The organism is Streptomyces sp. NBC_00271 (assembly GCF_036178845.1).
Taxonomy (GTDB): Bacteria; Actinomycetota; Actinomycetes; order Streptomycetales; family Streptomycetaceae; genus Streptomyces.
The window spans coordinates 5870411-5883001 of sequence record NZ_CP108070.1 but is presented as its reverse complement, the minus strand read 5'-3'; the positions used below and the strand labels follow the sequence as shown (position 1 = coordinate 5883001).

Below are 12591 nucleotides of genomic sequence, written 5' to 3'. Positions count from 1 at the left end.
TGCCGTCGTCCGTGCGCCGAAACGATGAGGTGCACTCCCGAACCGGGGGTGTAGCCAGCTGCACCCCCGCCCCGGGGGAGAGCGGGATGTTCAGAAGGGGGCAGCGTCCGGGTGGGCGGGTGAACGATCGGCGCCCTTCAGCAAGTTGACGACGCGCTCGTGGACATCGCCGACCCGGTCCACCACACGCACCCGTACGTACACGCTCTCCAGCTCGCGCATGGCCTTCTCGGTGAACCAGCCCAGAAACAGCTGCCCCTGCCCCTGCCCGGGGATGGGGTAACCGCGTCCGACAAGGTTCAGCTGGAAGTCCTGGCGCTCCGCCAGCGCACGGCTCACGATCGCCGCTGTCGCCTCCGGCTGGCTCATCCACTCCGAGGAGTCGACGGCGCCGGCGGCGCGTCCCGCGGAGGTGTACTCGATCCAGTAGCTGGTGTCCGCGGTGATCGCCACCTCCTGCCCGCCGTTGAGGAGCTTGCACATCCAGGCCAGCCGCTCGTTCGGAGCCGTGTTCGCGACGACGCGGCCCCCGTATCCGATGGCGGGCCGCACCGTCCGCGCGTACTGGGCCCGGGCCAGCGCGGCTCCTCCCGTACCGAGCACCGCCGTGACGGCGCTCTGTATGTCCAGCAGTCTGAGCTTCCAGGGCCAGTCATGGGTCAGCCGTGCCGACAGGTTCTGCCTGAACAAGCTGTAGCCGAGCAGCAGGACCGCCACACCCACCAGCACGACCAGCAGCCGTGAGAACAGCCCACTCCGGTGGATCACACGCTGCGCCGACTCCATACCCGCCCACCCCACCCCGCTCGCCCGTCACTCCGACGAGACTGTAGGCGCAGGGAGTTGACGGGGCGACAGGGCATCGGCTCCCGCCAGGAGGAAGTCGGCACAGCACCCGGCGATCACGACCGGGGCGTCCGCGACGCGCGGGCCCGGCGCGGCTCAGCGGGACTGGCGCATGATCCAGTCCCGGATGCCGGGGATGGTGTAGGCGACCTGCCAGGTGGCCATGTGCGCGCTGGTGGTGGAGCCGGACGGCACGACGGTGCCGGTCTCGAAGGCGGCGAAGTTCACCGGGGTCCGCTGTGCCTTCATGCTCCGGACGTCCGCGGCGAACTCGGCGTCCGTGGACCGGCCGTCCCACAGGGCGGTGCTGACCTGTGTGCCCTGGTCCCGGATGACCTCGGTGATGGCCTGCTCGCCGGGGTAGGCCTTGGTGTCGTCCGCGGAGACGAGGATCCACAGCTTCTTTTGGGCCAGCGGCGCGGCCTGGGTCTCCGGCCACTGGCCGGCGACGATGAACGCGGCCGCGAACAGGTCGGGGTACCTGATGTTCAGACCCAGCGACATCATCGCGCCCATCGACTGCCCGGTCGTGTAGAGCCGGTCCGGGTCGATGCTGTACTCCTGCGTCACCGACCGGACGAGGTTGGCGGTGGCCTCGAACAGCGTCGACGGCTCGTAGTTGTCGTCGATCACCACGGAGCCGTATTCGGGGGCCAGGACGAAGGACTCGTGCCGGGCCTGGTCTTCCGGGCTCGCCCAGCACACGGCGCCGAGGCCCTGGACCAGGGGGCCTTGCGTCGCGACGTTGACCACGCTCGCGTCGTGCATGAACAGGACCATCGGGTAGCTCTTGCGGTGGTCGTAGTTCTTCGGGACGAACAGGTTGTACCTCAGGGTCTGCCCGGTCGCGGGGTCGCTGAACGAGAGCTGCCGGAAGTCGTCGACGATCAGGTTCACCACGGCGTCGGTGGACCGCGCCGTGCTGTCCGCGGCGTAGCGGCGACCGCGGGTCGTGGTGACGGTGCCCGGCTGGGTCAGCGTGGCCCGCGCCGCGACGATGGTTCCTCCCGGTGTGGTGTCGCCGACCACCGGGCCCCCCGCCCCGGGCCCGCCTCCGTCGCCGGACCCGCCGCCCGACCCGTCGCCGGGAGGAGTGCCGGGACCCTGCTGTGTCACCCACAGGGCCGCCGCGGTGTCGTCCGGCGACAGCTCCACGATGACGTAGCGGCCGTTCCTGCCCCGCCGCGCGAGGTCGGCCGTCCTGTTCGTGTAGACCTTGGTCACGGTGCGGTCGGTGACCGCGAACGTCGACGTCGAAAGGGTCGAACCGTCGATGTCGCTGTCGTACTCGACCGCCACCGCGACCAGTTTCTGCCCGGAGCCGAAGACCTGCGTGATGGCGGTGACGCTCCGCACGTGGTCACCCCCCGAGCCCGTCCGGCCTGCCTCGTCGGCCGAGCCGGGGGTCGCGCTGCCGAGCACCGCCAGGGCGCCGGCGGTCGCAGTCGCAGATCCGGCCATGAACGTACGCCTGTCCATGAAGATGAGCTCCTTCGAGAGTGATTGCCAGGGCTACTGAGTGACCACTGTTTCGCCCCATGCTGTGAAGCGCTTCGAGAAAGCAGCTCTTTTTTTCACAGGCTACGCAGAGGTTTCCTGGTCGCGTACGTGAATTCGCGGAGCGCAATCTTAGATAACGCGCCGCAATTGTTGGCGCCCTCAATTCCCGGTGTGAGGATCCTCGAAAATTCACAGAACTCTGGCTGATTACCGCGTGTCTTGAATATGGAGGAGAAAGCTGTGGTTCCCAAGAACGTGAACGCGAACAGGAACGAGAACACCCGGCTCGGCAGCCCGCTGCATCGGCGGTCGTTCCTGAACGGCTCCATCGCCGCGGCGGTGACAGCCACTGCTCTGGGGGGCGCCACGGCGGCGCAGGCGGCGGACGCCGAACCGGTGCTGAAGGAGGCGGTACTGAAGGCGGGGGCCGGCCGGGCCGCGATCGACATCCCGTCCGCACTCCTGCCGCTCGACGGTTTCACCACGGTCCACGACGACCTCTACGTACGGATCCTCCTGCCGGAGAACGGCTCGCGGCGCGTCGCTCTCGCCGTGCTGGACCTGACGTCCATCAGCGCGGAGGCGATCGCCGCGATGAGGACGACCATCGCGAAGGCGTCCGGCGTGGCGACGGCCGACATCGTCGTGACCGTGACGCACACGTTCTCCGCCCCGCACGCGCAGGCGACCACCTCTTCGCCGGCAGCGGCTCAGTACGTGCAGCAGATCACGAAGGCCACCGCGACCGCGATCGCGGCGGCGGTCGAGGGCCTCAGGCCCGCGCGGGTCGGCTTCGGCACCGGCACCTGCGACGTCAACGTCAACCGGGACGTCCTCACCGCCGACGGCTGGTGGCTCGGCACCGGTGAGAGGGGCTCGTCCGACAAGGGCGTGGGCGTCACCCGCCTCGACGACCTGGACGGCAACCCCATCGCCGTCCTCATCAACTACGCCGTCCAGTCCTCGGTCATGATGGAGTCGGTCATGGCAGGCGGCGACCTGCCGATCACGGCCGACCTGGCGGGCGCTGCGGTGCAGCACGTGGAGAAGCAGTACGACGGCGAGGTCGTCGGGTTCTTCCTGGTCGGCTCCTGCGGGGACCAGGCGCCGGCGTTCAGGTCGAAGCGGTACACCATCGACAAGGACAAGAAGTGGTCCCAGGTCGATGCCCAGGACGCCGGCTGGCTGCTTCTCACCGTGCAGGGCGAGCGGCTGGGCACCGAGGCCGTCCGGGTCAGCGAGACCATCAGGACCTCCGGCGGTGGTTCGGGCTCGACCGTGCGCCTCCTCACCGACACCGTCACGGTCGACACGATGGCGATGGGACACCCGACGGGACCGACGAAGACGTACGACTTCACCCCGACCGGCAGGGCCGACGTACCCGCCTGGATCCTCCAGCTCGGGAACGGCGTGTTCGTGGGGGTCGAGCCGGAGCTGTCCACCGACACCGCGCTGGCCATCAAGAAGCACTCGCCGTTCCCGCACACCGCCGTCATGTCGATGCACGAAGGCGGCTCGAAGAACATGGCCGAGGCGCAGAGCTACGCCCGGATCACGTACGAGGCGATGGACTCGTCGTACGCCCAGGGCTCGGCCGAGACGGTCGCCGCAAAGATCGGCACCCTGCTGCACTCCCTACGCGCCTGACCCCGCCCGCTGCTAACCGGGAGGGTCGATGGTTCCGGAACCCGAACAGATCACCGCGACTTCCAGAGTTCCCCGCTGGATTTGAGGGAGCACCGGAAATGAGTGAGGCCCTTTCTTTCCACCTGTTGTGATGAATGTTTTCTGCGCGTCTGGAAGCCGGGGCGGAAAGCGAGGGTCCGCGGTGACGGAGGGTGTGGCGGAAGGGTGGGCTGCGGGTGCACCGGACGAAGCCGTGTCGACCGGCGTCCCACTCGCAGCCGCTCGATCCCCCGTTGACGCCGTACTGGTGCATCCTGTCAACGCGAGTAGAACTACCTGAACGACTATCCCTATTCGTCCGAGCGAACCTTGAGGCTGGACGGTCCAGAGCCGGCCGGCGGCAACCCGTGCGGTCGGAAGGCGGGCTACTTCATGACGCTCGCCACACGGCTGCGACCGAGACGGCCAACGCCGAAGGGCCCCACCGCAAGCGGTGGGGCCCTTCGGTATCGGTTCAGAAACCCGGGAGCGTTGACCGCTAGGTGTCTCGCCGTCCGTGATCGTGGCTGTCGACTTGCTCCGTGGGCTTGTCATCTGGAGGGGGTGGTGGTGAGGGGAACAGGAGGTCTTCGAAGAGGTCCAGCGCCAGCATCAGGAGCAGGAGCACTACCGGCACGAGCAGAGCCAGCACGACCACGATGCCTCCCGACGAATCGGTGATCACGGGAACGGCGCGGCGGCGGAAGGTCCAGTCTCAGTGTGGGCTGGACGGGTGAGGGTCGCATGCCCGAGGCGAGGGCGTGTAAGCCGTACGGGTGACATTGGTCCGGCGTCGGCCTGCTCGCGCAGGCGCAGGTACTGCCACAACGTTGGCGCAGCACCGCTGAGGGCGTGAGGGCGCGAAGACACAGCAGGGCCCGGACGGGTGGCCGTCCGGGCCCTGAGGCACCGCTTGGGCTGTTGGCTCATGAGATGGCACAAGCTCGAACACAGAGGCGGTCCGCCGTCGTCTACCCCGCCCGGAGCGGGTCGGAGCGATCCGGCACCGCGTCGTCCGTGCGGCCGGCGCCGAGGGCTCGTCGCGGCCTCGGCGGCGCTGCGGGGTGGGCTCCGAGAACTCCGCGGGCTCACAACTCGCCGAGATCTGGCAGAGGGACGCCGGGCAATGCGTCGAGAAGGTCGGCCTGGGCGGCGCGGATGCTCTGCGCTCGCGCATCAGCTCCCGGCGCTCGCGGGTCAGCAGCCCGTACGCGAGCCGCCGGCGGCCGCGACGGCGGCCGCCCTCCCCGCAGGTTTCAGCCCTTGCGGGGGTAGAAACTGCCGCCGGCGTCGCCGTGGGCTGTGCAGTCCATGTCGCGGTAGCGGTCGACGAAGGTACCGGTGATGACGGTGAACGCGTCGTACGTCTGGTCCAGGGGGAGGTCTTTACTCACCCTGAACCGCAGCTGCACGTGGACGGACTCGCGGGGCTTCAGCGTCTTCGGGCCGGGGATGGTGCCGCGGGCGTTTCCATCGGCCTGGCGCAGCGTCTTCCAGGCGCGCTGCAAGGTGTCCCAGTACTGCAGATCGCCGTACGCGCTCAGGTCGCGGTCGCCCTCGTTGTAGACATAACTGCCCAGCTTGGCGCTGAGTTCGAACGACTTCAGCTCCTTCGCCGAGGCGTTGGTGAGGGTGGCAGTGTAGGTCGTCCAGTCAGTGCCGAGAGTGATCGACTTGGGTATGCCGAACGAGCGGCCCACGAAGGTGTTGTTGTGGTACTGCCCGTAGGCGGTGTCGAGGTCGTAGCCCGTCGGGATTTTCGCGACAGGGGACGCCTGGGAGGCGGGCGCGGCGGCCACCGCCACGGGGAGCAGGGCGGCCGTCGCGGCCGAGACCGACAGGGCGCGGCGCAGTTTCATGAAGATCTCTTTCCCGGTTCTTGGACCCTTGGAGCCTTTGTTTCCAGCGTCATTGAGTTCTAAGGCCATGGATCCTTGGGTTATCAGGTTCTTAGAAAATTGGTTGGGCTTACGCGGTGACGTCCGTGGCGCCCGGACCGGCCACGCCCTTCCGGCGGCGCACGGCGATGACCGCACCCGCGCCGACCACCATCGCGGCTCCGCCAGCGAGAGCGATCGCCGGGAGCGTGGACGAGGAGCCGGTCGCGGCGAGGTGGGCGCCGTCCTGCGGGCTGAGGCCACCGGTGGAATCGGAACCACCCGTACCGCCGCCGGACGCGGCGCTCTGGCTGGGCTCGGCCGTGCCACCTGGCTTGCCCGGCCCACCCGGCTTGGTGGTCGGGGGCTGCGTCGGCTTCGCGCTCGCGGGGAGGATGGTGAAGTCGTACCAGGCTTCCTTGGCCGAACCACAGGAACCGTCGCGGTTGCGGTAGTCGCCGGCGGCGAGCGCGTACCCGGCGCCGGGCTTGGCGTCCTTGACCACGCGGGTGCGCAGTTGGAGCGTGATGGTGCTGCGCGGACCGACGGCAAAGAAGCCGAACAGGTCGCCGGGCGCCGCGTCATGGAAGGTCTTCCACTGCCCCGTCTTGGCGTCGCGCTACTCGGTCTCCAGCTCCCAGGACGGCCGGTCGACATCTTCGGCGGAGGACACGCGCAAGAAGGGCTGGACCTCCTCCAGGGGCTTGCCGGTGGTGTTGGTAAGCGTCATGGAGAAGGGGGTCCTGGCGCCGCCCGCAGTCAGCTGGGGCGGCAGCCCGTGGACGGCCACGTGCAACTGGTCGGACTCGAACGCGCAGGACTGACCCGCACCATCGGAATCACCGGCGTCCTTGCCTCCACCGGTGGCACCACCCGCGCCGGTGGTCCCTTCGGCGGTCCCGGCGGCTTTCGACGGCTTCCCTGGGGCGGGAGGGACAGCCCCGTCGCGGTCCTGGGATGCCAAGCCACCGGCAGCGGCTTCTTCCAGGCGCCGCGGCTCGTCCGGGTTATCCGTTCCGCCGCCGCTCGTGGCGGAATCCGCTGGCCGGTCCGCCGATGTTGCCGCGTCGGGAGAGGCGGGCGTGCGGGGACCGGCCTCGGACACCGGCTTCGTTGCGAACGCGGCGGCGGGCGCGGCCAGTACGGCGGCGGGCGCTATCGCGGCAGCCGCTGCGGCGGCCATCAGGGCGTGGCGAATCTTCATCCAGCAGACCTCTCGGATCCCAAGTGCCGCCTGGACGACGCAGGTTGACGTCCATCATGTTCAGGCCGTGCATGACGCATGGTGTGCGTGAGTGCGCATGCAGACATGAGTACGTGCGCACACCTGCGCCAGGTACATGACCACTCGCATTGCGAAAAGGTTGCGCACTCAAGTCACTGAAGTGGCGCATAGGGGGACAGTCTTGTGCTCCATCGGGACCGGCGGCCGTCCGTTCACTCCACGATGTCCTGCCGCCCGGTTCTCTCGGACGCGTAGCTCGTACTTCTTCAGCTTCTCCTGGTGAGCCTCGATCTCGGCGGCCAGGCGCTTCTCCGCGCGGGCCACCGTCCGCTCGGCGGCTTCGACCTTGATCCGGATCTCCGTAGGCGAATGCATAGCCCGTTCATGCAGTGGGCGCGTGGTCGACTACATCCTCCAGCAGCGCGTGGATCTCTTTCTCGCACGGGGAGATGGTCTCCTCCGGGCGGTGGGGACCCGTTCGACGGGCAGGAACAGCCGGCGCCGACGATCAGTTCGCATCGCTCGCAGCGTATGTCGCCCATGGCCGCGCCTTACCTCCTGGCACTGTGTCCAGCTGTCTGCACCGTGGCAGCCGCTCAATCGACGTGCAGGCACAAACGAGACGAGCGCGGAGCATGTAGGTACCAGTCGAGGCACCCGACTGCGCCGGTCAACTCACGGTCCATTACGGCGAGCATGACGGGCACGACGTCTCTCAGCAGAGTGACCACTCGATGGTGCCGCAGCGTATCTCCTCCCACTCGCGTGCCATGCCGATGAGTGTGGTCTCTGTCCTGCGGCCGTCCGCGAGGGGTACCCCGCCCTCATCTCTCTTCTTGAAGCAGCGTGAGCGGGGCCTGCTAGGGCATTCGAAGGTTCACACGCGGTGGAAGACGTCGAGCGGACCGTAAGCAGTCGGCTTGCTGTTGGCCAGCTCAGGGTGGTTGCCGACGCGGTCCCGAAGGATGCCGATGGTGTCGGGCCATACGGTGAAGTGTGCTCCGTTGCCCGTGAGGATGCGGTCCCAGTCCTGGGAAGCCGAAACGCCGGTTCGGTCGATGACGAAACCGCGGCACTCGGCTGCGTCCTGGTCGAGCGTGCGCACCAGTGCTGCTACGGCCTCCTCGCGGTCGGGTGCCGGGACGTCGGTGAGGCGCAGTGTGATGCTCTGCGTCGTCTCGTCCGTGCGTCGCACGATGCCGGTCAGGGACTGGTCGTAGCCCTTCCAGCAGGCGAACTCGGCTTTCGAGTAGCGGTCGTCGGCCAGGGCGGCGGCGAGGGCTGTGCCATCACCCATCAGGGGTTCGCGGTTTCCGGTCGGCGTCTCGCGGAAGCCGAAGAGGGTGTTTGTCAGGGGGTGCACTGCGGAGAGTCCCGCGTTCTCCAGATGGGCGAGGAGCTGATGGGCGCTCGTGCTGTTCAGCTTCGGCACGTACCAGGTGAAGAAGCCGACGGACTTGGGAGAGGCCGCTGCGGGGCCGTTGTCCGGGAACTCTTCCTGAAAGATTTGCCTGGCCCGCTCGTCGGATACGGCGGGGGCGGTGTAGCTGTTGGCCCGGATGTGCTCCAGGAACTCCTGCGGTAGGGCGACATGGTGACGGCGCACGTAGTGCACGAGGTCGACCGGCCAGATCCAGGTGCCGTCGGTCAATAGGGACTCGGAGCCCGCGATCCACTCGTCGCCGGCGAGGGCGTCGCGCTGAGCGCCCATCGTGGTGTAGATCTCCCGAGCCGATTCCAGGTAGGCGACGATGCGGTCCTCGTCCCAGGGCCCGCTGCTTCGCACGTCATCGCGCAGGGACGGCGCATCGCCTGCTGTGGCATCCGGGCCGCTGATCTCCTGGTAGAAGCCCGCTCGCTTTGTCATCTTCACTCCCGTGGGCCTGCCGTCAGTGGGCCATGGGCAGGTAGGTGCGCCAGTAGCCATTGTTGCCGATGGTGGGGGTCTGGTTGAGTCCGAGGTCGGGGGACGTGCCCACCTTGCTCGTGGGTGCGGTCACGGGTACGCCGAGCTCGTTGGCGACGGACTGAGCGAGGGGCAGCTCGGGAGGTCTCGCGTCGGCGCCGGAGTAGCAGGAGATGAGGCGTACCGGTTCACCGTGGTAGTTGGGATTGCTGCGGATGGCATCCGCGATGTGGTTGGGATGCACTTCGAAGTCCGTCAGGGTCTTTCCCGCGGCATTGATGCGACCGGGTACGAACACTCCCTTGTCCGTGCCGTGGATGACCACGTCGTGTACGCCGGGGATCCGGGCGACCCGCTGCAGGTTGTTGAGGGTGCGCTCGTCGTAGCCCACCGTGGTGGTGGTCCTACCGAAGTAGACCGGGTCGCCCGAGATGAGTTCGTAGTCGCCTGCCTTCACGGGCGCTACGGGGATCTTCGAGTCCGGGGCCTGGATCAGCTTCCAGGTACGGGACTTGCCCATCTCGTCGAGGGCCGCGCTGTTCAGCCGGAAGCCGTTGAACAGGCCCTCCATCCCGCCGTTCTCGGTGACGATTCGGGCTGTGCTTCCGCCTGCTCCGAACGCGCCGCCGAACGCCATGCCGTAGAGGGCGGAGTCACTCACCTCGTCGAGGCTCAGGCCCTTGCTCTCCCCGGTGGCCATCGCAACGGGCTGGGTGACGGCCAGGTCGACGGTGATCGATTCGAGTCCGCCGATGGCGGCGGTGGCGAGTGTGGTGCCGGCGATGGTGGCGATCTCGGTGGAGACGGTCACGCCGAGGGTGGCGGACAGTTCCAGGATCGAGGCGGTGGCGGCGGCTGCGGCGCCTTCGGAGATGCCGAGAGTGAAGACCGCGAGGGCGGTGCCGGCGACGATGGTGGCGCCGACGATCTCCAGCTCGTGTTCCAGATGCTTGACGGCCTTGTGGACGACATCGGCGTACTGGTCGAGGGCCTTGGCCATGTCGCGGGCGCCGTCGATCATGTCCTGGAGCCAGCCGTGGCCGTCGTAGTAGTAGCGGCGCCAGAACGGGTCGTCGAAGGCGGATATCGCCTCGCCCTTGTTGTGCTCGATGATGCCCCGGGCCGACTTGTTCGCGGCGGCCGTGACCTCTGCGAGGTCGTCGGCAAAGTCCCGCCACGCCTTGGCCGCGTCCCGCAGACCGCCCTCGTCGGCATCCGGCCACCACATGCCGGTCATGTCCTGGACGATCTTCTTGACCTTGTCGGTTGCGCTCACTGCGCGGTTCCGTCGCCGTCGTGCGGAGCGGGCTGGATCTTGCTGAACATCGAGCGGACGAGCAGTTCGTTGTCGATATGGCCGTCCGCCATGTCGGTCATGGCCGCCTCGATGCTGGCCAGGCCGAGCGCCAGGATCCCGGCGGCTTCTTCCATCTTCTTCACGTGCGGGCCGTACTGCTCGTGGAACTTCTGGCCCTGCTCGTCGTCGCCCCACGGTGAACCGGCTGCCGCCAGGCCGGCCTTGAGCTTGGTCAGCGCCTTGGCCAGGTCGGAGCTGTGCGTGTGGAAATGCGGGGCTGTCGCCTTCAGGTCGGCGATCTTGATGTCGAGTATCTTGCCGTCGCTTTTGTCGCCCATGGCGTCGTCTGCTCCCCCTGAGTCGGCTGACTGGCCCGAAGACGGTAGTTCACCGAGCAGGTTTGCTGTCGCGATCTTGACAAAGGGCCGTCAAATTCCTGATCAAGGCGGTCAAAAGGTGAAGGCTGTGCGGCCTGTATTCGCTGACTTGCTTCCGTCGGTGCGACGGCGCAGCTGTGTGTCCGCCGTCGATGTCGGCGGTGACGCAGCGGGCGAGCTGGAGACAGTGACGTCAGCGAGTCGGCCGGTGAAGGTGTCCTTTTCTGCCTGTCCGAGGAAGCCGGCGGCTGACCGCCCTGCGTAACTGAGACCACACAACGTCGAAGGGCCCCACCGCAAGCGGTGGGGCCCTTCGACATCGTGCCCGGTGAGGCACTGGCGGAGGATACGAGATTCGAACTCGTGAGGGGTTGCCCCCAACACGCTTTCCAACTGTCCGCATGGCCGTACAGGGGCGTCCATTGGGGTTCACGCGGCAGGTCAGACGGGGTGAGCGTACGAAGGTGAACGGTGGCGTCCGTCAGCGCACTGGACAAAGACCAGGACAAGGAGCGGTGCCGAACGGAACGCCACCGGCGGCTGCTCGATCGGGCATGTGGAGGGCATGTGTGCCCCTGCTGTCGCACTCTCGGTCGCCAGACGACCTTGCTGCGCACTCGCGCGGGGAGTGGCTCGCGCTGCCCCGTAGAAAGGCGCCGTCGGCTGACCAGGACGCATGTCGGTACACGGTGGGCCGCCTGGGAGTACTCGTGTACTCCCAGGCGGCATGGGTTCAGCGGCGCTCGATCCAGTGGACCGCCCACACGTACACGCCGGTCGCAGACGCCTGCACGACCAGGCGCACGATTTCGTCGCTCGCGGTGTCCAGCAGTCGGCGCGCCCGCATCCGGGCCGGACTCAGCCGCGTGGTCTGCGGCTTCTCACCGAGAGGCAGGCCATCAAGGTGCTGGTCAGAGTTGCTTTGACAGTGGGAGCCCGTAGGCTCGTCCTCGGTGGGAATCGTGACCTCCTCAGGTCGTCGGTTCTTGCTGTCGAAGTCGGTGGCCTCCTGTTGCGAGCAGGGGGCCGCCGCCGTATTGGCGGCGGCACCAAAAGGCCGCCAAGGAACATTCTGTGGCGCGGGACTGACACTTTGCGGGGCAGCTGGAGCCGTTCGTCATCTCTGGCTTGTCATTTCTACGGCGCGCACCTGACAAATGAGATGCCCAACTCCGCTTTGGTACGGGCAAGTTGAGCCAACGCGTCGTTTCACATGAAACCTGCTCATGGTCAACCGCGCTGGAGAGAAGGGCAGTTCAGCCGCTCGGCTCGCTGATAGTGGCACGCTCACGGCCCAAGCCCAATCTGGCTATCCACAGGGCCCTGCGCACAACCTCCTTGGTTCTGTGGATACTTGACCTCCCGCTGTGTGCAACCCCCTGGGCAGGCCTGTGGATAGCTGGCCGCGCCGCACAAGATGGCAGGCTTGAGCAGCAGGTTTCCCCGTCCCCAGCCTGTGAGGAAGAAAAACTTCCCTAGTTAGACCAAGATCGCTGCAAATGGTGCATGACAGAGCGCGCAACGAGCCGAGCGGTAAGGGGCATGAAAGCTTTACAGCCCTTACCTGTGGATGAATGGATTTGTGCTCATGGCGCAGGCTCCCGTGACCCCCAGGGTCATCAGGCGACAGCGCGATCGAGAGATCGTCGTGCTGGCCGTCCCGGCCTTCGGCGCACTCGTCGCCGAGCCCCTCTTCGTCATGGCGGACAGTGCGGTCGTCGGCCATCTCGGCACGGCGCAACTGCCGGACTCGGCGAGGTGCGGGCCTGTCCGATCGAGGTCCCCAAGTCGTTGCCCTCGTGGCCGCCCTTGGGGTCGTGCGCCTCATCCGCCTTGTTGATGAGGCGCACCGTGACGCCCTCGATCTCACGCAGGGCGCCCCCTCGGTCGGTCAC

At 67.5% G+C, this 12591-nt stretch carries 11 protein-coding genes and 1 pseudogene; 2 read left to right on the top strand and 10 right to left on the bottom strand.

The genetic code is table 11. From position 1 onward, the window contains the following. Positions 1-90: 90 nt before the first annotated feature. Both OG798_RS26845 and OG798_RS26840 read right to left on the bottom strand, forming a co-directional pair. Positions 91-768 carry a hypothetical protein gene (locus OG798_RS26845; protein WP_267062264.1) on the bottom strand — a complete coding sequence of 226 codons (678 nt, stop codon included), beginning with the start codon at positions 766-768 and terminating at the stop codon, positions 91-93. A 174-nt stretch (positions 769-942) separates the two neighbouring features. After that, positions 943-2325 (bottom strand): alpha/beta hydrolase-fold protein, encoded by a 1383-nt coding sequence (locus OG798_RS26840; protein ID WP_267062263.1) that lies wholly within the window; start codon positions 2323-2325, stop codon positions 943-945. A 261-nt stretch (positions 2326-2586) separates the two neighbouring features. Here OG798_RS26840 and OG798_RS26835 point away from each other — a divergent pair, with 261 nt between their 5' ends. Beyond that, on the top strand, positions 2587-3996 hold the full coding sequence (locus tag OG798_RS26835) for a hypothetical protein (RefSeq protein ID WP_328757789.1): 1410 nt from the start codon (positions 2587-2589) through the stop codon (positions 3994-3996). 517 nt (positions 3997-4513) lie between these two features. Here OG798_RS26835 and OG798_RS26830 read toward each other — a convergent pair. The 8 genes from OG798_RS26830 to OG798_RS26795 all read right to left on the bottom strand — a co-directional run bounded on the left by OG798_RS26830 (position 4514) and on the right by OG798_RS26795 (position 10657). Then, the gene (locus OG798_RS26830) at positions 4514-4699 is read right to left on the bottom strand and encodes a hypothetical protein (RefSeq protein ID WP_121415675.1); all 186 of its coding nucleotides are present in this window, start codon (positions 4697-4699) and stop codon (positions 4514-4516) included. 571 nt (positions 4700-5270) lie between these two features. Then, positions 5271-5873, bottom strand: coding sequence for a hypothetical protein (locus OG798_RS26825; RefSeq protein ID WP_328757788.1), 603 nt, complete (start codon positions 5871-5873; stop codon positions 5271-5273). Positions 5874-5982: 109 nt separating this feature from the next. After that, complete coding sequence (locus OG798_RS26820; protein WP_328757787.1) at positions 5983-6396, bottom strand: LPXTG cell wall anchor domain-containing protein; 414 nt, start codon at positions 6394-6396, stop codon at positions 5983-5985. A 114-nt stretch (positions 6397-6510) separates the two neighbouring features. Next, positions 6511-7095: a hypothetical protein gene (locus tag OG798_RS26815; RefSeq protein WP_328757786.1), complete on the bottom strand. Its 585-nt coding sequence runs from the start codon at positions 7093-7095 to the stop codon at positions 6511-6513. A gap of 168 nt (positions 7096-7263) precedes the next feature. Further along, positions 7264-7491, bottom strand: a complete 228-nt coding sequence (locus OG798_RS26810; protein WP_097225435.1) for a hypothetical protein — start codon at positions 7489-7491, stop codon at positions 7264-7266. A gap of 502 nt (positions 7492-7993) precedes the next feature. Then, entirely contained in the window at positions 7994-8983 is a 990-nt protein-coding gene (locus OG798_RS26805) for a hypothetical protein (RefSeq protein WP_121415678.1), read from the bottom strand. Positions 8984-9005: 22 nt separating this feature from the next. Further along, positions 9006-10298: a WXG100-like domain-containing protein gene (locus OG798_RS26800; RefSeq protein WP_257016704.1), complete on the bottom strand. Its 1293-nt coding sequence runs from the start codon at positions 10296-10298 to the stop codon at positions 9006-9008. After that, the gene (locus OG798_RS26795) at positions 10295-10657 is read right to left on the bottom strand and encodes a hypothetical protein (RefSeq protein WP_095853825.1); all 363 of its coding nucleotides are present in this window, start codon (positions 10655-10657) and stop codon (positions 10295-10297) included. Before OG798_RS26795 ends, OG798_RS26800 begins: the two co-directional genes overlap by 4 nt. Before the next feature lie 1627 nt (positions 10658-12284). Between OG798_RS26795 and OG798_RS26790 the strand changes: the two are divergent. Further along, positions 12285-12440 (top strand): annotated as a pseudogene (locus OG798_RS26790) (MATE family efflux transporter); the annotation flags it as partial. Positions 12441-12591 lie beyond the last annotated feature (151 nt).

Coding starts and splice junctions, on each gene's coding strand:
- OG798_RS26825 (WP_328757788.1), bottom strand. CDS start 5,873: ATGAAACTGCGCCGCGCCCTGTCGGTCTCGGCCGCGACGGCCGCCCTG.
- OG798_RS26805 (WP_121415678.1), bottom strand. CDS start 8,983: ATGACAAAGCGAGCGGGCTTCTACCAGGAGATCAGCGGCCCGGATGCC.
- OG798_RS26795 (WP_095853825.1), bottom strand. CDS start 10,657: ATGGGCGACAAAAGCGACGGCAAGATACTCGACATCAAGATCGCCGAC.
- OG798_RS26810 (WP_097225435.1), bottom strand. CDS start 7,491: ATGCATTCGCCTACGGAGATCCGGATCAAGGTCGAAGCCGCCGAGCGG.
- OG798_RS26815 (WP_328757786.1), bottom strand. CDS start 7,095: ATGAAGATTCGCCACGCCCTGATGGCCGCCGCAGCGGCTGCCGCGATA.
- OG798_RS26840 (WP_267062263.1), bottom strand. CDS start 2,325: ATGGACAGGCGTACGTTCATGGCCGGATCTGCGACTGCGACCGCCGGC.